The organism is Mesorhizobium kowhaii (genome assembly GCF_042431665.1).
Taxonomy (GTDB): Bacteria; Pseudomonadota; Alphaproteobacteria; order Rhizobiales; family Rhizobiaceae; genus Mesorhizobium; species Mesorhizobium kowhaii.
Window position 1 is genome coordinate 90,963 of record NZ_JBHLYT010000052.1, and the last position, 22,549, is coordinate 113,511.

The window sequence follows — 22,549 nt, forward strand, 5'->3', positions numbered from 1 at the left end:
CCACCCAACCATCCGATGACATCCGTCCGTCAATCGTGCCCTGGCGCTGCGCCGAAATGCCGGGCCACGCCTGCCCGGCCGATTTTGCTTTTGCCGAGGCGATCGAAACTCACCGGAGCGCCGTCGCGGTGATTATTGTGACAGCGGCCAACCGTTGAAGACGATTCTGGGCTGGGTCTCGCGCGCCAATTAAGGCGGATCGTCCTGTAGCGACGAGACAGCCGAACGATATCGGCCCCGCCCTAGTGGAAATATCGGAAATCTTTCAGAAACCGCTCGGGATTTTTGGCCGTGTCGGCGTCAATAAGCACGGGTTGTCTTGGACAACTGCGGTAGCCCCGCCATCCGGGCGACATCACGTCATCCGCGCGCGTCGGCAAGCACTTCATCGATCACATGTCGGGATTTTTCAACCTCACCTAAGTTGACGCCGATGTGGCCGGCGACCGTGATCAGCGCCTTCCACAGCGTCCAGCCGCGACCGCGCGCCCACATGGCCGCGTCGGCCGGAAGGCCGGCGCGAAAGATCTCCCGGCTTTTGCCTTCGAACAGCGTCCACGCAATCGCCAGATCGCATGAGGGATCGCCGACGCCCGAGGTTCCGAAGTCGATCACCGCGCTCAACCGGCCCTGCCTGACCAACAGGTTTCCCCAACTGACGTCACCGTGGAACCAGACCGGCGCGCCGTGCCATGTCGCGGCAAGTGCCGCCTCCCACACCGCGCTTGCGGCGTCCGTATCGATCTTGCCGGCGAGAGCTGCAATCGCATCCCGGGCTTCGCCGTCATAGACGCTGAGCGGACCGCCGCGAAAGAAGTTGTGTTGCCCCGGCACCGGTCCGCCGGTGGCGTCGATCCGTTGCAAGGCAACCAGGAATGCGGCCAGGTCTGATGCGAATTGCGACAGGCTGGCAATACGCTCCCGCTTTGCCGTCTCGCCTTCGATCCAGCCATAGACGGACCAATGCCAGGGATAGTCTTCGGCAGGCAACCCCATCGCCTGTGGCACCGGGATCGGCAGCGGCAACAGAGGCGCAAGCCTCGGCAGCCAGCAATGCTCCTTTTCCACTTGCAGGGAATAGGCGGCAGCGCTCGGCAGCCGTACGGTCATCCCGTCGCCCAGATGGAAGGTCCTGTTGTCCCAACCGCCAAACTCGACCGGCCTGATCGCAAGATCCTTCCACCGGGGAAATTGCGTCGCGATCAACCGGCTGACAAGCGCTGTGTCGATGTTCGGCTTGCTGTCCATGGACCCAGTTGTTACGACGCAATTCCGGACGGAAACTGCTTCACACTTTTCCTGGAATTGCTCCCTTGTTTTGTCGCAATTCCGGACGGAAAACCGCTTCACACTTTTCCTGGAATTGCTCCCTTGTTTTGTCGCAATTCCGGACGGAAAACCGCTTCACACTTTTCCTGGAATTGCTCTAGCGCGGAAACTCAAGCCCCATCTCGCGGTAGCGCTCGGGGTCGTCGCCCCAGTTCTCGCGCACCTTGACGAACAGGAACAGGTGCACCTTCTGTTCGAGGATGCCTGCGATTTCCATGCGCGCCGCCTGGCCGATGGCGCGGATGGTTTCGCCCTTGTGGCCGAGGACGATCTTCTTCTGGCTGTCGCGCTCGACATAGATGGTCTGGTCGATGCGCACCGAGCCGTCCGGCTTTTCTTCCCATTTCTCGGTCTCGATATGGGAGGAATAAGGCAGTTCCTGATGCAGCCGCAGATAGAGCTTCTCGCGGGTGATCTCGGCCGCCAGTTGGCGCATCGGCAGGTCCGAAATCTGGTCTTCCGGATAATACCAGGGGCCGGCAGGCAGGGCTTCAGCCAGATAATCGAGCACATCCTTGCAGCCGGAACCGGTCAGCGCCGAGACCATGAAGGTGCGCTTGAACGGCACCCTTTCGTTCGCTGCCGCAGACAAAGCCAGCAGCGCCTCGTGCTTGACGCGATCGACCTTGTTGAGGATCAACACCATCGGCTGGCGGACATCCTTCAGCCGTTCGAGGATGGCGTCGGCATCGCCCCTGATGCCGCGCTCGGCGTCGATCAAGAGCAGCACGATATCGGCATCCTTGGCGCCGCCCCAGGCGGTGGTCACCATTGCCGTGTCGAGCCGCCGCTTGGGTTTGAAGATGCCGGGCGTGTCGACGAAGACGATCTGCGCATTGTCATGCGTGGCGATGCCGCGCACGATGGCTCTGGTCGTCTGCACCTTGTGGGTGACGATCGACACCTTGGCGCCGACCAGCTGGTTGACCAGCGTGGACTTGCCCGCATTGGGCGCGCCGATCAGCGCGACGAAGCCGGAGTGCGTGGCGGCGGCCTCCGTTGCCGGAGAGGTATCTTCGGTGGCGGTCATGCCGCGCTCCCTTCACTAGAGCGCCGCGCGTCCACTTGGACGCGCAAAGGACGCTCCAAAACTTTGAATCTACGCATCGTGCTTTCCAAAAATCGGCTCCGATTTTTGGGCCGATGCGTTGGCCCAGACGCCTTCGCGCAAAAGAAATGCCGAGGCTGCCGCTTCTTCCGCTGCCCTGCGGGAGCCGCCGGTGCCGATAGAAGGCGCAAAGCCGCTGACTTGCAAGGACACGGTGAAAACCGGCTGGTGGTCGGGCCCTTCGCGTTTTTCGATCACATATTCGGGGCGCGCGTCGCTGGTCTTGGCAATCCATTCCTGCAAATCGGATTTCGGATTGAGCGGCTTTGCCACAACCGAGCGCGAGCGCGGCTCCCAGTAACGCAGGACGAAGCGCCGCGCGGCGTCGATGCCACCGTCAACATAAACCGCCGCGATCAGAGCTTCGACCGCATCCGCCAGATAGTTTCCACCCGAGCCACGCGAGCGCGTCTTCAAGGCAGCGTCGGCCCGAACCAGATCCTCCAACTGCATTTCGATGCCGATCTCGGAGCATGTTTTCGCATCCACCAGCGCATTGAAGCGTGGCGCGATTTCACCTTCCGGCGCGTCGGGAAACTTTTCGAAAAGCATATCGGCGACGACAAGCCCAAGCACGCGGTCGCCCAGGAATTCGAGACGCTGATTGTTGCTGGCCGCCTTGACCGCACTGGAGTGCGTCAATGCGGTCTCAAGCAAGCGGATATCCTTGAAGACATGGCCGGTCTTGGCCTTCACCACACCGGCCAGTGTTTCGCCTGTCGGGCGCTTCAAAGCCATCAATTGACGAAGTGGAACAGGCGCGAAGCACGCATCAGCGACGGCCATTTCCAGATTTCGAGCGGGCTCGCTTTGCCGGCGATCGAGAAGAAAACAAGATTGGCGCGGCCGACGAGATTTTCCGCTGGGACGAAGCCGACGGTGAAGCGGCTGTCCGAGGAATTGTCACGGTTGTCGCCCATCATGAAATAGTGGCCGGGCGGCACGTTCCATTCGCGGGTGTTGTCGCCGATCGAATTGGGCGAGATGTCCAGCGTGTCATAGCTGACGCCGTTGGGCAGCGTTTCCCGGTAGACGTCGATCGGCTGAGGCTCTTCGGTGATGTCGGGATTGTCGATCTGGCCGGTTTTCACGCGCGGCACGCCGACATCGTTGATGAACAGCTGGCCGTCCTTGACCTGGATCTTGTCGCCCGGCAGGCCGACCACGCGCTTGATGTAGTCGACAGACGGGTCAGGCGGGAACTTGAACACCACCACGTCGCCGCGCTTGGGCTCGGAGCCCCAGATGCGGCCCGAAAAGATGTCGGGGCCGAAAGGCAGCGAGTAACGGGAATAGCCGTAGGACCATTTGGTGACGAACAGATAGTCGCCTTCCAGAAGCGTCGGCCGCATCGATCCCGACGGGATCGAAAAAGGCTGGAACAACAGCGTGCGGATGACCAGGGCGAGCAAAAGCGCCTGCACGATGACGCTGACGGTCTCGCCAAGGCCGCCGGATTTCTTCTCAGATTTTTCAACCACGCTCATGTCGTCCTCGATTGTGCGTTGGATGGTATAGAGTCTCGGCGCGCGCTGGGCAACGTCATGCCGATCCTCAGATGCAATCAATGTGGCGCTTCTTCGACGGGCAACGCCTCGATGATCACAAAGGCTTGAGCGAGCGGGAAATCATCGGTGATGGTCAGGTGGATTGCCGCCCGATGATCCTTTGGCAGGATTTTGTCCAGCCGCGCCTGTGCCCCTCCAGTCAGCGCCATGGTCGGCGCGCCGCTGGGCAGGTTGACGACACCCATGTCGCGCCAGAACACGCCCTGCGCGAGACCCGTACCCAGCGCCTTGGCGCAGGCTTCCTTGGCGGCGAAGCGCTTGGCGTAGGACGCCGCACGCGCCCGGCGGTTCTCGGAGCGGGCCTGCTCGAGGTCGGTGTAGATTCTCTGGATGAAGCGCTGGCCGTGACGCTCCAGCGACTTTTCGATGCGTCTGATATCGATCAGGTCGCTGCCGATGCCGATGATCATCGTGCGGTGGAACCGATGCTTCCGCCGGGATGAGACGCTTGCGCATGCCGGCTTGCGCGCTCGGCCAGGCGCTTGCGCCGCTGTTCGCGGAACGCGTTCATGCCCCAGCGCGTGAGGGCGTAGAACAGGAGCCCAAAGACCAGCCCGAGCGGCACCGCGCCAATCAGCATCGGCTCAAGCACGGGTTTCCACAATTGCGCGAAGGAAAGCTTGTGCAGCATCTCGCCAAGATGCGCCGGCGGGCCATGCGCAGGCAGGCGATCATGCAGGATCAGCTTGCCGGTTTCCCAGGAGGCGCCCCACAGCAGCGGAAAGGTCAGCGGGTTGCCGAAAAAAACCGCGGCGAGGGCCGCCGCCACCAGATTGCCGGCAATCACCCAGCACAGGATCGCGGCGATGGCGAAATGAAAGCCCACGGGAAAGAACGAAGCGAAGACGCCGGCGGCGACACCGGCCGCCACCGCGTGCGGTGTGGCCTTCAGCCGCAGGATGCGCTTGGAGAAATACTGAAGCGAGCGCGAAAACGAGCGGCGCGGCCACAGATAGGTACGCACCCGCTCGAAAAGGCCATCAGGCTTGCGGCGTCGAAAAAGCACTCTATACCCGTTCCACAGCTCTCGCGCCGGCATTTTCGGCCGGGCGTAACAGCACCATCTTGCGCTTGACGATCGCCCAATGGCAATCTCAACCTTGATGTAACGACGCGCCGGCAGAAAAACAACCAAACCGCCTGTGCGGCGCGCGCTTGTTGCCGCCCTTTTGGGGCGGGCATTCCTCGCTTCGAACATTGGACAATCGCGGCGAATTTAAGGAACCGGCATTGTCGCATCGCCGAAAGGCGCAGCCGCGCTGGCGGTTACGGCAAATATTCGCTGACCTCGACCAGATTGCCGTCCGGGTCGCGGAAATAGACCGACATCATCGGACCTCGCGCCCCGACGCGTTCGACCGGACCGAGTTCCACCACTACGCCATTGGCCGCGAGACGGGTGCTGACTTCGCCCAGCGGCCGCTCGGTGATCAGGCAGAAGTCGCCCGAACCGGGCGTCGGCGACTTCGCCTTCGGCTCGAAGGTGCGGCGAACCTCGTGCACATTGATCTTCTGGGTGCCGAAAGCCAGCGCCGTCGGCCGGCCCGGCGCATCGATGCGTTCAAAACCCAGCACGCGCTGGTAAAAGGCGCAGGTCACTTCCAGCGAAGCGACCGTCAGCACGAAATGATCGATGCCGGCGATCATTTTTTCGGCCTCTTCGTCAGATATTGCGGCTGCCGGGCTTGACCGCCGGGATGGCGGCCAGCTCCGGCGGCAGCCGGTCGGCCGGGTAGGCCGGAACCTCATATTCGGCCAGCGCGATCAGCGGCACGCCGACATGGGTCTTGCCGGCCGAACGGTCGATGATGCAGGCTGCGGCAACCACTTCGGCGCCAAGCTCGCGCAGGCACTCGATGGTCTCGCGGATCGACAGGCCGGTGGTGACGATGTCCTCGACGATGACGACGCGCGCGCCCCTGGCGATCTCGAAGCGGCGCAGGCGGAACTCGCCCCCTTCCCGCTCGACCCAGATTGCCGGCACGCCGAGATGGCGCGAGGTCTCGTAAGCCGGGATCAGCCCGCCGATCGCCGGACCGACGACGTAATCGATCTTGCCCGGCACCGCCGCTCGGATCTTCTCGGCCAGCGCCTTGCACAGCCGCTCGGTCTTGTCGGCATGCATGAACACTCGTGCCTTCTGCAGGAAGACCGGGCTTCTCAGGCCCGATGTCAAAATGAAATGCCCTTCGAGAACAGCACCCGCCTCGCGGAAAATCCCCAGCACTTCATCTGTGTTCATTTCTGCCTCTTATTGATTGACCATGATCTTTTCCGAAAACCGGTCCCCACTTTTCGGGATCATGGTCTAGTTAGTTGACCATGATCTTTCCCGAAAAACCGGTCCCCACTTTTCGGGATCATGGTCAGCCGTTCACACGCCTTGCATCGCTGACGCTCGAATTGTCCTTGAGCTGCGACAGCAGCCGGTTGAGGTGCTTCAGATCCCAGACTTCGAGATCGATCAGCATTTCGGTGAAGTCGGGCGCGGTGCGCACCATCGACAGCGTATGGATGTTGGCGTCGTTCGACGCAACGACTTGGGCGATATCGGCGAGCGAGCCCGGCGCATTGATGGCGGTGACCGAGACGCGCGCCGGAAACCGTTCCTTGGTGCGCTCGTCAATGTCCCAGCGCACGTCGATCCAGCGTTCGGGCTGGTCGTCGAAGGCCTGCAGCGCCGGCGACTGGATCGGATAGATGGTGATACCGGTGCCCGGCTGGACGATGCCGACGATGCGGTCGCCGGGGACCGCCCCTTCCGGCGCAAAACGCACCGGCAGGTCGCCACGCACGCCGCGGATCGGTACGGCGCCATCGCGCGGCTGGTCCTTGTCCTTGCGCGCGGCGCGGCCCGGAATCTGGAACAGCATGCCGGCGGCGTTGCGGATTTTCGACCAGCCTTCCTCGCGCTGCTTGGGTGCGGCGGTGGTGACACGCTCGTCCTTGTAGTCGGGGAATACCGCCTTCATGACATCGGTGGAGGCAAGCTCGCCGCGGCCGACCGAGGCCAGCACGTCCTCGATGTCCTTGCGTGCCAGCCGGTGCAGCACCTGCTTCAGGCTCTCCTTGGTGAAGGTCTTGCCGGCGCGCTCAAAGGCGCGTTCCAGGATGCGGATGCCCAGACCCGAATACTGCTTACGGATGGCATTCTTGGTGGCACGGCGGATCGCCGAGCGCGCCTTGCCGGTGACGACGACCGATTCCCATGCCGCCGGCGGCACCTGCGCCTTGGAGCGGATGATCTCGACCTCGTCGCCGTTCTTCAGTTCCGTCATCAGCGGCATGATGCGGCCGTTGACCTTGGCGCCGACGCAGGTGTCGCCGACATCGGTGTGTACCGCATAGGCAAAATCGATGGGCGTAGCACCTCGCGGCAGCGCAATCAGCATGCCTTTCGGCGTGAAGCAGAACACCTGGTCCTGAAACAGTTCCAGCTTGGTGTTTTCGAGAAAGTCTTCCGGATTGTCGCCCTCGGCAAGCTGCTCGATGGTGCGCCGCAGCCAGGCATAGGCGTTGGTCTCTTTCGAGATCGCGTGCGCGGCACCGTTGGTCTTGCCGCCGGTGTCCTTGTAGATCGAATGGGCGGCAACGCCGTATTCGGCGATCTTGTTCATCTGGTGGGTGCGGATCTGCAGTTCGACGCGCTGGCGCGATGGCCCGACAATGGTGGTGTGGATCGACCGGTAGTCGTTCTGCTTCGGCGTCGAGATGTAGTCCTTGAAGCGTCCGGGCACCATCGACCATGTCGTGTGGATGGCGCCAAGCGCCCGGTAGCAATCCTCGACCGTCTCGACGACGACGCGGAAGCCGAAAATGTCGGACAGCTGCTCGAAGGACAGCGCCTTGGCTTCCATCTTGCGAAACACCGACCACGGCTTCTTCTGGCGGCTCTTCACGCCGGCCTTGATCGCATGCTTCTCGAACAGCGCGGAAAGTGCCTTCTCGATCTCGGACAGCACATCCTTGTTGCGCTCGAAGATTTCGGCGAGCCGTGCGGTGACGGCGCGGTAGGCTTCCGGATTGATGTAGCGGAAGGCGATCTCCTCCAGCTCCTCGCGCATGCCTTGCATGCCCATGCGCCCGGCCAGCGGCGCATAGATGTCCATCGTCTCCTCGGCGATGCGCAGGCGCTTGGCCTCCGGCATATGGTCGAGGGTGCGCATGTTGTGCAGACGGTCGGCGAGCTTGACCAGAAGGACGCGGACATCCTCCGAAATCGCCAGCAGAAGCTTGCGCAGGTTTTCCGCCTGCTCGGCCTTCTTCGACACGAGGTCGAGTTTCTTGAGTTTGGTCAGTCCCTCGACCAGCTTGCCCATTTCGGGCCCGAACAGCTCATCGATCTCGGCCCGCGTCGCCGTGGTGTCCTCGATGGTGTCGTGCAGCAGGGCGACCGCGATCGTCGCCTCGTCCATATGCATTTCGGTGAGGATGGCGGCGACTTCGAGCGGATGCGAGAAATAGGGGTCGCCGGAAGCGCGCTTCTGGTGGCCATGCTTCTGCATGGCATAGACATAGGCCTTGTTGAGCAACGCCTCGTTGACGTCAGGCTTGTAGCGCTGGACGCGCTCGACAAGCTCATACTGACGCATCATGGGCGGGATCTCGCAGCGGTGAAATGAATCATGCGCCGCACTGCTGTACGGCGCATGTCATAGATAGCCACGAAACTGCCGATACGGAAGTGCGGAAGATTATTCCAGCGACCTCCGCAACAGAGGTTCGCTTAGTAGTCGTCGCTCTTTTCCGGGGGCACCAGGCCCTCGATGCCGGCGAGGAGATCTTCCTCGGTCATCCGGTCGAAGGTGATGTTCTCCTCGGTGTCATCGGCATCGCTGGCCGCGACGGCGCCGCTGGTCTGGTCGGCAATCGCCTCGCCATCGGCTTCGGGCTCGTCGACCTCGACGTGCTTCTGCAGCGAGTGGATCAGGTCTTCCTTGAGATCGTCGGGCGACAGTGTCTCGTCGGCGATCTCGCGCAGCGCCACGACCGGGTTCTTGTCGTTGTCACGCGGCACGGTGATCGGCGCGCCCTGGCTGATCTGGCGGGCGCGATGGCCGGCAAGGAGCACCAGCTCGAAGCGGTTGTCGACCTTGTCGATGCAATCTTCAACGGTTACGCGGGCCATGGATTGCCCCTTTCATGCGATGGATTTGATGGAAATCAGGCGCGGTCCTTAACCCGAACGCCGCCAAAATACAAGCATCATGGCAATGGCGGGGTCGCAGGGCGCTCAATCCCTCGTTTAAACACCCGATTTGGCAAAACCAGGCTGCATTCATGGGTTCGGCGCCTCGATCACAATTGCTTGCAGTGCGGCAACCGCCCTTGGATTGCCGCGAAACTGGCGTTATCTCGGATGGCGCGAAGGTCAGCCGGTTTATTATGAGCCTGACCGATAGTCGCTATCGCATTTCGTTAGACGGCCGTTTATTTCGAAAAGGACTATTTTCCATGTTCGACCCTCGTGAAAAAATCGCCCTATTCATCGACGGCGCCAATCTCTACGCGACGTCGCGCGCGCTCGGCTTCGACATCGACTATCGCAAGCTTCTGTCGAGCTTCCAGAAGCGTGGCTATCTGCTGCGCGCTTACTACTACACCGCACTGGTCGAGGATCAGGAATACTCCTCGATCCGTCCACTGATCGACTGGCTCGATTACAACGGCTTCAAGGTGGTCACCAAGCCGGCCAAGGAATTTACCGACTCGACCGGTCGCCGCAAGATCAAGGGCAATATGGACATCGAACTCACGGTCGATGCGCTGGAACTCGCCGATGTCGTCGACCACTATGTCATCTTTTCCGGCGACGGCGATTTCCGCACGCTGGTCGAGGCGCTGCAGCGGCGCGGCCGCAAGGTGTCGATCGTCTCGACCATGGCCTCTCAACCGCCGATGATCAGCGATGATCTGCGCCGCCAGGCCGACCATTTCATCGACCTGACGACGCTGAAGAACGAGGTCGGTCGCGATCCGTCCGAGCGGCCGGCGCGCAGGCCCGAGCCGGCCGAAGTCGACGAGGACGACTACTGAGGCCGGTCGCCTTGACCGCCCTTTCCCCCTCCGAACCCGGCCGCGACTGCCCGCTCTGCCCGCGGCTGCATGATTTCATCGCCGAATGGCGGCAACGCGAGCCGTCCTGGTTCAACGCGCCGGTGCCGACCTTCCTGCCACCCGATGGCGACGATGCCGTCCGGCTTCTGATCGTCGGGCTGGCGCCCGGCCTGCGCGGCGCCAACCGCACCGGACGGCCCTTCACCGGCGACTATGCCGGAGACCTGCTCTACTCGACGTTGATTTCGCACGGTTTTGCGCGCGGCGAGTTCAAGGCGCGGCCGGATGACGGGCTGGAGCTGGTCGGCACGGCAATCACCAATGCGGTGCGCTGCGTGCCGCCGGAGAACAAGCCAGTGGGTGCCGAGATTGCCACATGCCGGACGTTCCTGGTGCCGACGATTGCCCGCTTTCCCAATTTGCGCGCCGTGCTGGCGCTGGGATCGATCGCGCACCAGTCGACGGTGCGCGCGCTGGGTGGGCGCGTCGCCGCCTATCCGTTCAAGCATGGCGGGCAGCTGCCGGCCGGGGGCATCACGCTGTTTTCGAGCTATCATTGCTCGCGCTACAACACCAACACCGGTGTGCTGACCGAAGCGATGTTCGTCAGCGTCTTCCGCGAGATCGCGGCGTTCCTGCGGAAATAGCGCTGCCCTTCAGAACCCTTCCAGCACGATCTTGCCCTTGGCCTTGCCGGTCTCGATCAGCGCATGGGCGCGCTTCAGATTGGCGGCATTGATAGGACCGAAGGTCTCGCCCAGTGTGGTGCGGATGGTCCCGGCGTCAACAAGCCGGGCCAATTCGTTGAGGAGCTCGCCCTGCGCGGCCATGTCCTGCGTCTCGAACATCGAGCGGGTGAACATGAACTCCCAATGCACAGACACGCTCTTGCGCTTGAACGGATTGATGTCGAGCGATTTGGGATCGTCGATCAGTCCGAAACGGCCTTGCGGCGCGATCAATTCGGCGATCTCGGCCAGGTGCCGGTCGGTGTTGGTTGTCGAGAACACAAAGGCTGGTGCGCCGATGCCAAGGGCTGCGACTTCGGCGGCGAGCGGCCTGGAATGATCGACGACATGATGAGCGCCGAGCCCAAGCGCCCAGTCGCGTGTCTCGGGCCGCGATGCGGTGGCGATCACCGTCAGATCGGTCAGTTGGCGCGCAAGCTGCACCGCGATCGAGCCGACACCGCCGGCGCCACCAATGATCAGGATGGCTTTCGCCGCGCCCGCGACAGGCTTCCTGACATCGAGGCGGTCGAACAGAGCCTCCCAGGCGGTGACCGCCGTCAACGGCAGCGCCGCTGCCTGCGCATAGCCGAGCGAGCCGGGTTTGCGGCCGACAAGACGCTCATCGACAAGGTGGAACTCGGCATTGGTGCCTTGTGGCGCCAGGGCGCCGGAATAGAAGACATCGTCGCCCGCCTTGAACAGGCTGGCGTCCGGACCGGTCGCGACGACCCGGCCGGCGGCGTCCCAGCCGAGCACACGCCACGCTCCGGCTTCGGGCCTGGCGCTTTGCCGCACCTTGGTGTCGACCGGATTGACCGAGATTGCCTTCACCTCGACCAGCAGCTGACGGCCTTTCGGTTTCGGCTTGGGCAAGTCGATGTCGACCAGGGAGGCCCCATCGGTGATGGGGGCTGGGATTTGATAGCCGACGGCGCGCATTTTTTGGTCTCCGCGATTGCTGTTGAGCATTGTTCGGAGCAGAGATGCGGATTATGTGCCGCAGGCGCAAGAATGCACATATAAAGCACATAGTGTCGAAAAGGATACCGTCATGCCGCGCATTCGCCATGAGCGATTCGATTGCAGCCCCGGCTGCACCGTTGAGGGAACGCTCCGCTACATCGACGGAAAATGGAAAGGCGTCGTGCTCTACCATCTGTTCGAGGGCACGCTGCGCTTTAACGAGATACGCCGGCGCATTCCGAACTGCACGCAGCGCATGTTGACCAACCAGCTCCGCGAACTGGAAGCCGATGGACTGATTGCCCGCAAGATCTATGCGGAAGTGCCGCCGAAGGTGGAATACAGCCTGACGCCGCGCGGCAGAAGCCTGGAACCGGTGATCACCGCCCTGAAAATCTGGGGCGATGCCAATGTGACGCTCGCGCCGGAGGTTTCCCAGGCCGCGGCATGAAGCGGCGGCGAGCGAGGTCCCTGGATGGGTTCACGGGGATCACTTGGCTTCCGGAGGGATCGATCCCGGTGATGCTGCAGACAGCGCGGCCAACACAGCCGGTCCGCCCTGCAGCACATTGAGATCGACATCGCCGTTGATGCCGTCGACGCGCCCTTTGTTGTGGTACTGCCAGTAGACCCAGTCGTCGCGATCCGGCTGCAGCAGCAATGAGCGAAGCCAGAGCGGCCGGGCAGCGATGCGCCCGGCATAGGCCTGCTCAGCCTCGTCAGTCAGGTAGACAATCGCCGGCTTGCCGAACGTGGCCTCGACTGGAGCAAGGAACGCGGCGAGTTCGGCGCTCAGTTGCTCGGGCGTTGGCCGCTGTGGACAATTGCCGCCGAACTCGATGTCGACGACCGGCGGCAGCAAGGGCTGATCGTGCGGCACCACCGAGATGAAATTCTTCGCCTGGTCGGCGCCAGGCCGACAGAAGGTGAAGAAATGATAGGCGCCGACGGCGAGACCGGCGGCGCGGGCCTCTTCCAGATTCCTTGCAAAGGCATCGTCGACATGATCGCCGCCTTCGGTCGCCTTGATGACGGCAAAGGCGACATCGTCGGCGGCAACGCGCCGCCAGTCGATCTGGCCCTGATGATGGGAGACGTCGATGCCCCTGACCGGATATTTGCCGCGGTCTGGCGAGAATGCCCTGAAATAGAGATAGCCGCCCGCAGCGATGAAACACACCAAAACCAGGCTGGCTAAACCCCAAAGGACGATCCGGCTCCTTAGAATCATTCTTTTGGGATACCCAGCCCTTCGCTATGTCTCCCTGCCCTTCGGGCGTTCAGTCCCTTCAAAAGGTCCACTGGACCTTTTGATCCGCCCCGAAGGCGGACCGGGCCTTCACCGATCGTCGCTCGAGAAGCCAAATCGTTGGCTTTTCGTCCGCTTGGCGGACCGCTCCTCACCCACGCTCCTTCATCAGCCGGCCTTTTTCGCGCGACCAGTCGCGTTGCTTCTCGGTCTCGCGCTTGTCGTGCAGCTTCTTGCCGCGGCCGACGGCGAGCAGCAGCTTGGCGCGGCCCTGATCGTTGAAATAGATCTTTAGCGGCACCAGCGTCATGCCTTCGCGGTCGACGCTCTGCGCCAGCTTGGCCATCTCGCGCTTGTTGAGCAGGAGTTTGCGGCGCCGGCGCGGCTCGTGGTTGAAGCGGTTGGCCTGCAGATACTCCGGCAGATAGGAGTTGATCAGCCAGATCTCGCCGCCTTCGACCGAGGCATAGCTATCCTGGATGTTGGCCTGGCCCTGGCGTAGCGACTTGACCTCGGTGCCAGTCAGCACCAGGCCGGTCTCGATCGTGTCGAGCACCTCATAGGAAAACCGCGCCTTGCGGTTTTCCGCAACGGTCTTGTTGTTGGGATCGGCTTTTCTGACTTGATTCATGATGTGGAGAGGTGGCGCCTCATCCCTAGTTTATCAAGCCGGCGTGCTTCATCGCCGCATCGATCTTGTCGGCGGTCGACTGTTCGACCGTCATGAGCGGCGAACGCAGCACGTTCTCGACCTTGCCCAGCTTCGACAGCGCATATTTCGCGCCGGAAACGCCGGGCTCGAGGAAGATCGCCTTGTGCAGCGGCAGCAGGCGGTCCTGCAATTCCAGCGCCTTGGCGCTGTCGCCGGAAAGCGTTGCTTCCTGGAATTCGGCGCAGAGCCGCGGCGCGACATTCGACGTCACCGAAATGCAGCCGACGCCGCCATGCGCGTTGAAGCCAAGCGCCGAAGCGTCCTCACCCGAAAGCTGGATGAAATCCTTGCCGCACGTGGCGCGCTGCTCGGAAACCCGCTCGACCTTGCCGGTGGCATCCTTGACGCCGATGATGTTCTTGAAGTCGTGCACCAGCTGGCCCATCGTCTCCGGGCTCATGTCGATGACCGAGCGCGGCGGGATGTTGTAGATGATGATCGGCAGGCTGGTTGCCTTGGCGACGGCGGCGAAATGCGCGTAGAGGCCGCGCTGGGTCGGCTTGTTGTAATAGGGCGTGACGACAAGTGCAGCGTCCGCGCCGGCCTTCTCGGCATATTGCACCAGCCCGACCGCTTCCTCGGTGTTGTTGGAGCCCGCGCCGGCAACCACCGGGGCGCGGCCCCTGGCCACCTCGATGCAGACCTTGACGACATGGCGGTGCTCGTCATGCGACAGCGTCGGCGACTCGCCAGTCGTGCCGACCGGGACCAGGCCGGTCGTGCCCTCGGCGATCTGCCACTCGACGAACGCGCGAAAGGCTTTCTCGTCGAAACGCCCGCTCTTTTCGAACGGTGTCACGAGCGCAGTAAGCGAGCCTCTCAGCATGTCGTCCAACTCCTTGGCACTTCTTTGTTTATGCATGTCGTTGTCCCAAAACCGGTACCCACTTTTAGGCGACATGCATCGGTGTTTTGTTTGTGCGCGCCTTCTAGCCGAAAGCGAAGCGGCGCACCATAGTCTCGACATTGTTGCGCGGCAAGCATTGCCATGGTGCCAGCAGGCGCAAATCGAACGACCTCGCTAACTCTTTGTTTACGGGCTCTTCACGACCTAGGTCTAGCCTTCGAAGCGTCACGCATTGCTGGTGGAATGCCAGGACAACGAAAGACGTAAAGACCATGCCGACCAGTCGGCCTCACCTCTTCGCGCTGCTTGGCGCCACGCTCGCGCTGATGCCGGGCATGGCGATCGGCGGCAGCGTCGATGTGCAGGTCACCTCGACCATCCCGATGCCAGGCCTGCAGGCCGAGGCGCAACAGGATGCCTCGCCCAGCGTCGCCCTGTTGAAAAGCGGGCTGGATGCGCTGGCGGCTGGCGACATTCCCGGCGCCCGCGCCGTGCGTGATGCCCTTCCCGGCCACTCGCTCGATCAGCATATCCTTGCCTGGGCGATCGCGCTTTACGGCGGCGACAAGGTTCCGAGCGGCGATATTGCCGCCGCCGCGAAGATGCTGCCCAACTGGCCGGGCACCGTCGCCTTGCGCAAGAACAGCGAGCGCGCGCTCTATCGCGAGAACCCTGCCCCCGATACCGTTATTCGGGCGTTCGACGGCAGCCAGCCGCAGACATTCGAAGGCGTAATGGTTCTCGCCCGCGCCTATGTGGCGTCGGGCAATGCCAAGGCGGCACGTTCGGTGCTGTCGCCATTCTGGCGCACCGCGATCCTGGAGGCCAAGGACGAGACGGCGCTGCTCAAGGAATTCGGCAGCCTTATCCCTGCCGCCGACCACCGTTTTCGCATGGAGCGCATGTTCTATGCCGATCGGGTGAATTCCGCACAGCGCGTCGCCGGCCTCGCCGGTGCCCAGCAGCTTGCCGATGCCTGGGCGGCAGCCGACCGTGGCGACAAGAACGCGCCGAAACTGCTGAAGGCAGTGCCGGCGGCGCAGCGTTCGGCCGGCTATTTTTTCGCGCAGGCCGAATATCTGCGCAAGCAAGAGAATTTTGCCGACGCCGCGGCTGTTGTGTTGCAGGCACCGACCGATCGCGAAGCTTTGGTCGATCCGGACGCCTGGTGGGTCGAGCGCCGGGTGTTGTCGCGCGAACTGGTCGACCAGGGCGACATGAAGACGGCATACCGGATCGTCGCCACGCATGCCGCCGAAAGCGCCACCAATGCGGCGGAGGCCGAGTTCCATGCCGGTTGGTATGCGCTGCGTGGTCTGAACGATCCAAAAACCGCGGCAACGCATTTTGCGCTCATCGCCGACCTCGCCCAGGGACCGATGACCCTGTCGCGCGCCTACTACTGGCTCGGCCGTGCGGCGGAAGTCGGTGGCCCGGGCAACGCCAAAGACTATTTTGCGCGCGCCGCTGCCTACGGCACGACATTTTACGGCCAGCTTGCCGCCGAACGCGTCGGCCGGCAGGCGCTGAACATCGTCTACCCGCAGCCTGATGCCGCCGACCGGCAGAATTTTGCCGGCCGCGAGGCCGTCAGCGCCATCAAGCGGCTGCAGGAGGCCGGCTACGACCGCTATGCCGAAACGCTCTATCGCGACCTTGCCGGGCAGTTGACCAGCCCCGGCGAACTGGCGCTGCTCGCTGTCTTGGCGGAAAAGCAGGGCAACCATTTCATGGCGCTGAAAGTCGGCAAGATCGCCGGGGCGCGCGGCATCGATGTCGGCGCGCTGTCGCATCCGCTCGGCGTCATTCCCGATTCGGCCAACATTTCCGGTTCTGGCAAGGCGCTGGCCTATGCGATCGCCCGCCAGGAAAGCGAGTTCAACATCGGCGCCGTGTCGAGCGCAGGCGCGCGCGGGCTGCTGCAACTGATGCCCGGCACCGCCAAGCAATTGGCGAAGAAGGCCGGATTGCAATTCTCGCAAACACGACTGACCACCGACGCCGGTTACAACGCGACGCTTGGTTCGGCCTTCCTTGGCGAGCAGCTCGACTGCTTCAACGGCTCCTATGTGCTGACCTTCGCCGGCTACAATGCCGGTCCCAACCGTGCCAGCCAGTGGGTAGCGAAATACGGCGACCCGCGCGGCAAGGACATCGACACCGTCGTCGACTGGGTAGAGCGGATTCCTTACACGGAAACAAGAAGTTACGTGCAGCGCGTGATGGAGAATTACGAGGTCTACAAGATGCGTATTTCCGGCAGATACGACATCGTTGGAGATCTGGTGAACGGGCGGAACTGACCGACCGATGAGGTGACAGGATAAGCCAAAGGCTGGCGATCCTTCGCGCCCCCCTCTGTCCCTCCGACATCTCGAAGGTGCTGTAGCGCCTTCCCGATTTGACCATCCCCGCCCTCGCCTGTAGCAGTCGGCTGACGCACCGGCGGAGAGAATCCAGATGTCGAGCAGTGAAGGTTTTTCGGACTTTTTCTACAGCGCGCCGGATGGGTTAAGACTTCACGCCCGCATCTATGGCGAAGCGAATTCCGGACACTGGCCAGTCGTCTGCCTACCCGGCCTGACCCGCAATGCGCGGGATTTTCATGAGCTCGCGCTCCATCTTTCGACGCGAGCGCAGGTTCCGCGTAAGGTGGTTGCCTTCGATTACCGCGGGCGCGGGCAGTCCGCCTACGATGCCGATATCAGCCACTACAATGTCGGCGTTGAAGCTGGCGACATTCTTGCCGGGCTTGCCGCATTGGGAATAGAGGCGGCCGCCTTCATCGGCACATCACGCGGCGGGCTGATCATCCATGTGCTCGGCATGACGCAGCCGGCTGTCCTGAAAGCCATTGTTTTCAACGACATCGGGCCGGTGATCGAGGCAGTCGGTCTCGCCCACATTCAGTCCTATCTTGAACGCGCGCCGAAGCCCAGGACCTTCGCCGAGGCCGTGGATGCCCAGCGCAGCGTTCACGGCCAGGACTTTTCCGCTCTCACTGACGCAGATTGGGCACGGATGGTACGGGCGCTCAACCGCGAGACGGATCAAGGCCTGTTGCCGGATTTCGACCCGAAGCTGGTCGACATCGTTTCGGGTCTTGATCTGACGCAGCCTTTGCCGTCGCTATGGCCGCAATTCGACGCGTTGGGCGCGATCCCATTGCTCACCATACGCGGCGCCAATTCGAGATTGCTGTCGACGGACACACTGCGGCAGATGCGAGTGCATCATTCCATGATGGAAACGATCAATGTCGAGGGCCAGGGCCATGCGCCATTCCTCGAGACCAGCGACTTGCCGGACGCCATCGCGGCGTTTCTTGATCGGGTTGAGCGAGAGAATAACCCAAAGTAAACGCTTCCATCCTGATGGTCGGTGGCCTGCCGCCCGTCGAACGAGCCAACCGCAGCAGCGGAAGCATCCCAACGGACATGCCCCCGATGCGCAGGCAGGGTTCGGTGCCGGATGGTAGACGTAGCCAGCGCCGTAGACGTCGCAAATCTTGACGTATTCAGCAGGTTCCGGCTCGGCGACAACGACGGCGGCGCGCGCACCGAAAACTGCGATCAGGGCCGCAGCGGAGCCGAGAAGAGGATGTTCATTTTCTAACCCCAGTCAAAAGTTAAAAAACGGGTCTGGGTATTCGTTGCTGAAGGACAGCGTTCCCTGCCTCATCCCCACTGCCGAAAAAGATGCGCACCGCGCCGATCGTCCGATGGAATCAAGGCAAGGCCCCGAGTCGCCAGCCAGGGAATCGCCGCAGAACCGCCGCATCGCGGAAAAACTGCGGTTCGGTGCGTTCTTATTTTCGTTATTATGACGCGGGCTTGTTGATTGTGCCGGCGCTTTTCTTTATCCAGCGGCGCAACGGAGAGGTGGCCGAGTGGTCGAAGGCGCTCCCCTGCTAAGGGAGTAGAGGTCAAAAGCTTCTCGTGGGTTCGAATCCCATCCTCTCCGCCATTCCTGCCTGCTTGGGCAGTGGACGACTGACTGGTACCAGGAGCACCGCTGCATCGAGAGCCCTTGCTGCACGATGACCAATCCGCGTGGCGGTGAGCGCGAGGCGAGCTACGACCCGCTGACGCTCGACGTCAGGATCCCGCGAAAGGTGACCAAGGGCGGGTCTTTCCTGTGCGCTCCCAGCTACTGCCGGCGTTACCGGCCGGCCGCGCGCATGGCGCAACCTGTAGACACCTCCACATGCCACCTCGGTTTCCGTTGCATCGTACGTTCGGCGTGATGGCAATTTGCTCCACGCGCGGCGAGCATCCCGCCGGAGAGGTCGGCCCGAGAGCGTAAAGGGAAAGTAATGGCTAAGTCTGAGTCAACGCGCAGGCGGTCGTGAAGGCGACCGACCGCTACAAGCAGTGGGGCGGCAACTGGGCGGTGTGGGGCGGCGGCACCCGCAAGTTCAACAAGAAGACCTCGTTCAACGCTCAGGTGTCTGCTGACAACCGGAAGAACGTCGGCGTTGCAGAAAACGTAGCCTACGACATCGTCCCCGGCTTCACCGTCACGGCCGAAGTCGGTTTTTTGCATTGGAGCGCCGCTTGATCGGCAACTTGCGCGCGCCCATCCGGCGCGCTAGCAAGAAAGCCCTTTTAAGCGAGCTTCCACCATGCACCAACGCCCTCCCCTCACGCCGCTCGTCGCAGCGCTTCCCTCGACGGTGCCGTTTGTCGGTCCCGAAGCGCGGGAGCGTGAGCGCGGCCGCGCTTTTCGCGCCCGCATCGGCGCCAATGAGAGCAGTTTTGGTCCTTCGCCGCGCGTCATCGAGCGCATGGCCGGAATTGCCCGCGACATGTGGATGTATTGCGATCCCGACAATCACGATCTGAAAGTGGCGGCCGCCGCGCATCACGGCGTGAAGGTCGAGAACGTCGTGGTCGGTGAAGGCATAGACGGCCTGCTCAGCCTGGTGGCGCGCATGTATGTGGCGCCCGGCGATGCCGTGGTCACGTCGCTTGGCGCCTATCCGACCTTCAACTTCCATGTTGCCGGGGCCGGCGGGCGGCTGGTCACTGTCCCCTATGAGAACGACAGGGAAAGCCTGGACGGCCTGCTCGCTGCGGTGCGCAGGGAAAGGGCGCCGCTGGTCTACCTGTCCAATCCGGACAATCCGATGGGCAGCTGGTGGGAGGCGGACGAGCTCATCCGCTTCATCGAAGCGCTGCCGGAAACCACCATGCTGGTGCTCGACGAGGCCTATGGCGAACTCGGACCGGCCTCGGCGCTGCCGCCGATCGATATCTCGCGGCCAAACGTCATCCGCATGCGCACATTTTCGAAGGCCTATGGGCTCGCCGGCATACGCTGCGGCTATGCGGTGGCCGAAGCCCAGGTGATCCGCGATTTCGAGAAGATCCGCAACCATTACGGCGTCAGCCGCATGGCGCAGATCGCCGGCGTCGAGGCGCTTGCCGATCAGGATTATCTGCAGAGCGTGGTGGCGCGGGTCGCGGCCGGCCGCCGACGCATCGCCGGCATAGCCGAGCAGAACGGGCTGAAGCCGCTGGCCTCGGCAACCAATTTCGTCACCATCGACTGTGGTGGCGATGGCGCCTTCGCGCTGAAAGTGCTGCAGGGCCTGCTGTCACGCGACGTCTTCATCCGCAAGCCGATGGTGCCAGTGCTCGACCGCTGCATCCGCGTCAGCGTCGGCCTCGACCATGAGCTCGACATTTTCGCCGAGGAACTTCCGGGAGCATTGGCGGCCGCACGGGGGAATTAGGACAGGGCCGGATCGCGCTACAAATCCAGCTCCCAGGTCTGGCCGGTCAATTCCTTGCCGAAACTGTGGTGGTGCTCCTCCGAGATCAGCCTGAAGCCGGCACGCTCATAGATCGCGCGCGCCGCGACGAGGATGTCGTTGGTCCACAGCACCAGCCGCTTGTAGCCGCAAGCGCGGGCCTGGCTCACGCATTCCGCGACCAGGCGTTTGCCGATGCCCAGGCCGCGCGCCGCCGCCTCGACATGCAGCATCCTCAGCTTGGCCACCTCGTCGTCCAGATGAACCAGGAACACCGCGCCAACTGGCTCCTCGCCGCCGCGCTCGGCGATCCAGCAGAAATCACGGCCAGGCACGAAATTGCGGATGAAATCGGCGCCGATCTCGGCGAGCATGGCTTCGAACTCGATGCTCCAGCCATATTCATCGGCGTAGAGCTGGGCCTGCCGCTGCACGACCCAGCCGACGTCGCCGACGCGATGCGGCCGCAGCGTCACCTCGCCGTTTTCACCGACAGGATCACCCAGCAATTCCCCGGCCTTGCGCAACGCGCTGCCCAGTTCGTGCAGCCTGTCGTCGGGTACGCTTTCGATCAGCCGCGCCGTGTCCCGATCAGCCGCCGCCTGAAGCCTCGCAAGCGCGGCCTCGCCCCTCGGCGTCAGCGAGAGAACCCTTCGGCGTCGGTCGGCCGGATCCGTTCGGGCCTCGGTTAGCACCTCGCCGGCAAACTTGCGCAGAATCCGCGTCAGATAGGCGGCATCGACACGCAATTGCCTGGCGATTTCGGAGGCCGCCGGGCCGTTCTCCAGCCGAAATGCTCCGGCCAGGAAACCGCGTTCGCCGGCGATTTCGGCCGAAGCCGGGCGGCTGTGATGGCCCAGTTCGAACAGCACGCGCGCCTCGGTCAAGGTGAACGCGCTCTGGGTCAAGGTCTCGTCGAGAAGGCCGACGGTGCGGGTATAGAATCGGTTGAAGTGGCGGATCTGCGCCACCAATGCGTTGCGTTCGTCCAACATTTGCATCCAACTCCCGACAAGGCAGCTCCATTTTCCAAAAATTAATGGACTGAGTCAATTAATTTTCAAAGGCCAGAGAGCCCAGCTATTGCATCGTTCGCTCAATTCTCAGGTTGCATTCCCTGCGCCATGCGCCAGATTCCAAGGAGACAGGCTTGGAGAGATTCATGGCTGGTCATCGCAGGGAAGTGCGGGCGCGCGTCTACGGCCATGTGCAAGGCGTCGGCTTCAGACTCTGGGCTCGGGGCGAAGCCACAAACCTTGGTCTTGCGGGCTGGGTTCGCAATGAAGCGGACGGGTCGGTAACGGCCCAGATTGCAGGCCTCGATGAAGCGGTCTCGACAATGATCGAGCGTCTCTGGAAAGGGCCGTCAGAGGCTTCGGTTTCCAGGGTCGACGTCGAGGAGTTGGCAGCCGGAAACGCTTTTGTTGGGTTCAGGATTGTTGCATGACGATGGATTTGGTTCGGGTGCCCTTGAATTAATTGAACGTTCGTTTTATTATAGTCCCGCGAAGGGGCTGACATGGCGCGTACGACCGGATCCGATGGCGAAAAGACCGAGGCAGCCGTTCGCGAGGCGGCAGTCAATCTGATCGCGCGTTTTGGCTACGAGGCGATGTCGATGCGTCAGCTCGCCGCCGAAGTCGGTGTGCAGGCAGCCGCGCTCTATCGCTATTTTCCGACCAAGGAAGAGCTTCTGTTCACGCTTATGCGCGAGCATATGGAAGGTCTGACCGACGCCTGGGAAACAGCCCGCCCTATCAGTGCGGATCCCGTGCAGCGGCTCTCCGCCTATGTCGAAAACCACATCGCTTTTCATATCGAGCGTCGACACGCCACGCATGTGTCGAACATGGAATTGCGTAGCCTGTCGCCCGAAAGGCTGACACAGATATTGCGGATGCGCACGGCTTACGAAAAGGAGCTGCGCGCCATCCTGCGCGATGGCGCCGAGGCATGCGTCTTCAGCATCGACGACACCGGACTGACGGCCATGGCGCTGATCCAGATGATGACCGGCGTCATCGTCTGGTTTCGCCCCGGCGAGCGACTGTCGATAACTGAGGTGACGGCGACATATCTTTCAATGACAATGCGTCTCGTTGGAGCAGGAACCGACGGCGAGACGACCCATGACAGCGCGCGCGCCCTCGGACGCGCAAGAGACGCCGCAGCACTTTGATTTCGCGTATGCTCCTTCGAAGATCGAGAGGGATCTTCGGGGTCATGCGGG

24 protein-coding genes, 1 tRNA gene and 3 pseudogenes are annotated in these 22,549 nt (G+C 62.5%); 12 read left to right on the forward strand and 16 right to left on the reverse strand.

Going from position 1 to position 22,549, the window contains the following annotated elements:
* Positions 1 to 360 precede the first annotated feature (360 nt).
* The 10 genes from ACFFNA_RS26825 to rpoZ all read right to left on the reverse strand — a co-directional run bounded on the left by ACFFNA_RS26825 (position 361) and on the right by rpoZ (position 9,133).
* Entirely contained in the window at positions 361 to 1,248 is an 888-nt protein-coding gene (locus ACFFNA_RS26825; RefSeq protein WP_378922946.1) for an aminoglycoside phosphotransferase family protein, read from the reverse strand.
* Positions 1,249 to 1,426: 178 nt separating this feature from the next.
* Positions 1,427 to 2,359 (reverse strand): GTPase Era, encoded by a 933-nt coding sequence (era, locus tag ACFFNA_RS26830; RefSeq protein WP_111549175.1) that lies wholly within the window; start codon positions 2,357 to 2,359, stop codon positions 1,427 to 1,429.
* A gap of 69 nt (positions 2,360 to 2,428) precedes the next feature.
* Positions 2,429 to 3,175 (reverse strand): ribonuclease III, encoded by a 747-nt coding sequence (gene rnc / locus ACFFNA_RS26835; RefSeq protein ID WP_111549174.1) that lies wholly within the window; start codon positions 3,173 to 3,175, stop codon positions 2,429 to 2,431.
* Positions 3,175 to 3,924, reverse strand: coding sequence for a signal peptidase I (gene lepB / locus ACFFNA_RS26840; protein WP_111549386.1), 750 nt, complete (start codon positions 3,922 to 3,924; stop codon positions 3,175 to 3,177). The genes rnc and lepB overlap by 1 nt, the downstream gene beginning before the upstream one ends.
* 77 nt (positions 3,925 to 4,001) lie before the next feature.
* Complete coding sequence (gene acpS, locus ACFFNA_RS26845) at positions 4,002 to 4,415, reverse strand: holo-ACP synthase (RefSeq protein ID WP_378922949.1); 414 nt, start codon at positions 4,413 to 4,415, stop codon at positions 4,002 to 4,004.
* Positions 4,412 to 5,011 carry a DUF2062 domain-containing protein gene (locus ACFFNA_RS26850; protein WP_111549172.1) on the reverse strand — a complete coding sequence of 200 codons (600 nt, stop codon included), beginning with the start codon at positions 5,009 to 5,011 and terminating at the stop codon, positions 4,412 to 4,414. The genes acpS and ACFFNA_RS26850 overlap by 4 nt, the downstream gene beginning before the upstream one ends.
* Positions 5,012 to 5,271: 260 nt before the next feature.
* Positions 5,272 to 5,652: a VOC family protein gene (locus ACFFNA_RS26855; protein WP_378922952.1), complete on the reverse strand. Its 381-nt coding sequence runs from the start codon at positions 5,650 to 5,652 to the stop codon at positions 5,272 to 5,274.
* Between the two features lie 16 nt (positions 5,653 to 5,668).
* The gene (gene pyrE / locus ACFFNA_RS26860) at positions 5,669 to 6,247 is read right to left on the reverse strand and encodes an orotate phosphoribosyltransferase (RefSeq protein WP_111549170.1); all 579 of its coding nucleotides are present in this window, start codon (positions 6,245 to 6,247) and stop codon (positions 5,669 to 5,671) included.
* A 124-nt stretch (positions 6,248 to 6,371) separates the two neighbouring features.
* Positions 6,372 to 8,600, reverse strand: a complete 2,229-nt coding sequence (locus ACFFNA_RS26865) for a RelA/SpoT family protein (protein ID WP_378922954.1) — start codon at positions 8,598 to 8,600, stop codon at positions 6,372 to 6,374.
* 131 nt (positions 8,601 to 8,731) lie between these two features.
* Positions 8,732 to 9,133, reverse strand: a complete 402-nt coding sequence (gene rpoZ, locus ACFFNA_RS26870) for a DNA-directed RNA polymerase subunit omega (RefSeq protein WP_111549168.1) — start codon at positions 9,131 to 9,133, stop codon at positions 8,732 to 8,734.
* 326 nt (positions 9,134 to 9,459) lie between these two features.
* Here rpoZ and ACFFNA_RS26875 point away from each other — a divergent pair, with 326 nt between their 5' ends.
* Together ACFFNA_RS26875 and ACFFNA_RS26880 are read left to right on the forward strand one after the other, a co-directional pair.
* On the forward strand, positions 9,460 to 10,041 hold the full coding sequence (locus ACFFNA_RS26875; RefSeq protein WP_109662677.1) for a LabA-like NYN domain-containing protein: 582 nt from the start codon (positions 9,460 to 9,462) through the stop codon (positions 10,039 to 10,041).
* A gap of 11 nt (positions 10,042 to 10,052) precedes the next feature.
* Positions 10,053 to 10,709 carry a uracil-DNA glycosylase gene (locus ACFFNA_RS26880; RefSeq protein ID WP_378922957.1) on the forward strand — a complete coding sequence of 219 codons (657 nt, stop codon included), beginning with the start codon at positions 10,053 to 10,055 and terminating at the stop codon, positions 10,707 to 10,709.
* Between the two features lie 9 nt (positions 10,710 to 10,718).
* On the opposite strand, the gene ACFFNA_RS26885 is transcribed toward ACFFNA_RS26880, so the two are convergent.
* A complete protein-coding gene (locus ACFFNA_RS26885; RefSeq protein WP_378922958.1) occupies positions 10,719 to 11,732 on the reverse strand; it encodes a zinc-binding alcohol dehydrogenase family protein in 1,014 nt (337 codons plus the stop codon).
* A 112-nt stretch (positions 11,733 to 11,844) separates the two neighbouring features.
* Here ACFFNA_RS26885 and ACFFNA_RS26890 point away from each other — a divergent pair, with 112 nt between their 5' ends.
* On the forward strand, positions 11,845 to 12,207 hold the full coding sequence (locus ACFFNA_RS26890; protein ID WP_167458837.1) for a winged helix-turn-helix transcriptional regulator: 363 nt from the start codon (positions 11,845 to 11,847) through the stop codon (positions 12,205 to 12,207).
* Between the two features lie 39 nt (positions 12,208 to 12,246).
* Here the strand turns inward: ACFFNA_RS26890 and ACFFNA_RS26895 are convergent, their stop codons facing one another.
* The 3 genes from ACFFNA_RS26895 to dapA all read right to left on the reverse strand — a co-directional run bounded on the left by ACFFNA_RS26895 (position 12,247) and on the right by dapA (position 14,543).
* Positions 12,247 to 12,987: a glycoside hydrolase family 25 protein gene (locus tag ACFFNA_RS26895; RefSeq protein ID WP_111549165.1), complete on the reverse strand. Its 741-nt coding sequence runs from the start codon at positions 12,985 to 12,987 to the stop codon at positions 12,247 to 12,249.
* A 169-nt stretch (positions 12,988 to 13,156) separates the two neighbouring features.
* Complete coding sequence (smpB, locus tag ACFFNA_RS26900; RefSeq protein WP_111549164.1) at positions 13,157 to 13,636, reverse strand: SsrA-binding protein SmpB; 480 nt, start codon at positions 13,634 to 13,636, stop codon at positions 13,157 to 13,159.
* Between the two features lie 25 nt (positions 13,637 to 13,661).
* A complete protein-coding gene (gene dapA / locus ACFFNA_RS26905) occupies positions 13,662 to 14,543 on the reverse strand; it encodes a 4-hydroxy-tetrahydrodipicolinate synthase (protein WP_378923092.1) in 882 nt (293 codons plus the stop codon).
* 293 nt (positions 14,544 to 14,836) lie between these two features.
* On the opposite strand from dapA, the gene ACFFNA_RS26910 reads away from it, so the two are divergent.
* Positions 14,837 to 16,867 carry a lytic transglycosylase domain-containing protein gene (locus ACFFNA_RS26910; RefSeq protein ID WP_378922961.1) on the forward strand — a complete coding sequence of 677 codons (2,031 nt, stop codon included), beginning with the start codon at positions 14,837 to 14,839 and terminating at the stop codon, positions 16,865 to 16,867.
* Between the two features lie 157 nt (positions 16,868 to 17,024).
* On the forward strand, positions 17,025 to 17,924 hold the full coding sequence (locus ACFFNA_RS26915) for an alpha/beta fold hydrolase (protein ID WP_378922963.1): 900 nt from the start codon (positions 17,025 to 17,027) through the stop codon (positions 17,922 to 17,924).
* Positions 17,925 to 17,929: 5 nt separating this feature from the next.
* On the opposite strand, the pseudogene ACFFNA_RS26920 reads toward ACFFNA_RS26915, so the two are convergent.
* A pseudogene (locus tag ACFFNA_RS26920) lies at positions 17,930 to 18,185 on the reverse strand (porin); the annotation flags it as partial.
* 31 nt (positions 18,186 to 18,216) lie between these two features.
* Here ACFFNA_RS26920 and ACFFNA_RS26925 point away from each other — a divergent pair.
* From ACFFNA_RS26925 to ACFFNA_RS26945, 5 genes and pseudogenes are all read left to right on the forward strand, one after another.
* Entirely contained in the window at positions 18,217 to 18,390 is a 174-nt protein-coding gene (locus ACFFNA_RS26925) for a hypothetical protein (RefSeq protein WP_378922965.1), read from the forward strand.
* A gap of 49 nt (positions 18,391 to 18,439) precedes the next feature.
* Positions 18,440 to 18,530: transfer RNA gene (locus ACFFNA_RS26930), tRNA-Ser, on the forward strand.
* 16 nt (positions 18,531 to 18,546) lie between these two features.
* A pseudogene (locus ACFFNA_RS26935) lies at positions 18,547 to 18,810 on the forward strand (SUMF1/EgtB/PvdO family nonheme iron enzyme); the annotation flags it as partial.
* 116 nt (positions 18,811 to 18,926) lie between these two features.
* Positions 18,927 to 19,109, forward strand: a pseudogene (locus tag ACFFNA_RS26940) (porin); the annotation flags it as partial.
* A gap of 79 nt (positions 19,110 to 19,188) precedes the next feature.
* Positions 19,189 to 20,301 (forward strand): pyridoxal phosphate-dependent aminotransferase, encoded by a 1,113-nt coding sequence (locus ACFFNA_RS26945; protein ID WP_378922967.1) that lies wholly within the window; start codon positions 19,189 to 19,191, stop codon positions 20,299 to 20,301.
* A 17-nt stretch (positions 20,302 to 20,318) separates the two neighbouring features.
* Here ACFFNA_RS26945 and ACFFNA_RS26950 read toward each other — a convergent pair whose 3' ends face one another.
* A complete protein-coding gene (locus ACFFNA_RS26950; RefSeq protein WP_378922969.1) occupies positions 20,319 to 21,314 on the reverse strand; it encodes a bifunctional helix-turn-helix transcriptional regulator/GNAT family N-acetyltransferase in 996 nt (331 codons plus the stop codon).
* A gap of 167 nt (positions 21,315 to 21,481) precedes the next feature.
* Between ACFFNA_RS26950 and ACFFNA_RS26955 the strand changes: the two genes are divergently transcribed.
* Positions 21,482 to 21,766 (forward strand): acylphosphatase, encoded by a 285-nt coding sequence (locus tag ACFFNA_RS26955; RefSeq protein WP_378922971.1) that lies wholly within the window; start codon positions 21,482 to 21,484, stop codon positions 21,764 to 21,766.
* Positions 21,767 to 21,838: 72 nt separating this feature from the next.
* Positions 21,839 to 22,498, forward strand: a complete 660-nt coding sequence (locus ACFFNA_RS26960) for a TetR/AcrR family transcriptional regulator (protein WP_378922973.1) — start codon at positions 21,839 to 21,841, stop codon at positions 22,496 to 22,498.
* Positions 22,499 to 22,549: the final 51 nt, after the last annotated feature.

Coding starts and splice junctions, on each gene's coding strand:
- pyrE (WP_111549170.1), bottom strand. CDS start 6,247: ATGAACACAGATGAAGTGCTGGGGATTTTCCGCGAGGCGGGTGCTGTT.
- ACFFNA_RS26910 (WP_378922961.1), top strand. CDS start 14,837: ATGCCGACCAGTCGGCCTCACCTCTTCGCGCTGCTTGGCGCCACGCTC.
- smpB (WP_111549164.1), bottom strand. CDS start 13,636: ATGAATCAAGTCAGAAAAGCCGATCCCAACAACAAGACCGTTGCGGAA.
- ACFFNA_RS26875 (WP_109662677.1), top strand. CDS start 9,460: ATGTTCGACCCTCGTGAAAAAATCGCCCTATTCATCGACGGCGCCAAT.
- dapA (WP_378923092.1), bottom strand. CDS start 14,543: ATGCTGAGAGGCTCGCTTACTGCGCTCGTGACACCGTTCGAAAAGAGC.
- ACFFNA_RS26950 (WP_378922969.1), bottom strand. CDS start 21,314: ATGTTGGACGAACGCAACGCATTGGTGGCGCAGATCCGCCACTTCAAC.
- ACFFNA_RS26960 (WP_378922973.1), top strand. CDS start 21,839: ATGGCGCGTACGACCGGATCCGATGGCGAAAAGACCGAGGCAGCCGTT.
- ACFFNA_RS26890 (WP_167458837.1), top strand. CDS start 11,845: ATGCCGCGCATTCGCCATGAGCGATTCGATTGCAGCCCCGGCTGCACC.
- era (WP_111549175.1), bottom strand. CDS start 2,359: ATGACCGCCACCGAAGATACCTCTCCGGCAACGGAGGCCGCCGCCACG.
- ACFFNA_RS26915 (WP_378922963.1), top strand. CDS start 17,025: ATGTCGAGCAGTGAAGGTTTTTCGGACTTTTTCTACAGCGCGCCGGAT.
- ACFFNA_RS26885 (WP_378922958.1), bottom strand. CDS start 11,732: ATGCGCGCCGTCGGCTATCAAATCCCAGCCCCCATCACCGATGGGGCC.
- rnc (WP_111549174.1), bottom strand. CDS start 3,175: ATGGCTTTGAAGCGCCCGACAGGCGAAACACTGGCCGGTGTGGTGAAG.
- ACFFNA_RS26825 (WP_378922946.1), bottom strand. CDS start 1,248: ATGGACAGCAAGCCGAACATCGACACAGCGCTTGTCAGCCGGTTGATC.
- ACFFNA_RS26945 (WP_378922967.1), top strand. CDS start 19,189: ATGCACCAACGCCCTCCCCTCACGCCGCTCGTCGCAGCGCTTCCCTCG.
- ACFFNA_RS26955 (WP_378922971.1), top strand. CDS start 21,482: ATGGCTGGTCATCGCAGGGAAGTGCGGGCGCGCGTCTACGGCCATGTG.
- acpS (WP_378922949.1), bottom strand. CDS start 4,415: ATGATCATCGGCATCGGCAGCGACCTGATCGATATCAGACGCATCGAA.
- ACFFNA_RS26865 (WP_378922954.1), bottom strand. CDS start 8,600: ATGATGCGTCAGTATGAGCTTGTCGAGCGCGTCCAGCGCTACAAGCCT.
- ACFFNA_RS26855 (WP_378922952.1), bottom strand. CDS start 5,652: ATGATCGCCGGCATCGATCATTTCGTGCTGACGGTCGCTTCGCTGGAA.
- rpoZ (WP_111549168.1), bottom strand. CDS start 9,133: ATGGCCCGCGTAACCGTTGAAGATTGCATCGACAAGGTCGACAACCGC.
- ACFFNA_RS26895 (WP_111549165.1), bottom strand. CDS start 12,987: ATGATTCTAAGGAGCCGGATCGTCCTTTGGGGTTTAGCCAGCCTGGTT.
- lepB (WP_111549386.1), bottom strand. CDS start 3,924: ATGAGCGTGGTTGAAAAATCTGAGAAGAAATCCGGCGGCCTTGGCGAG.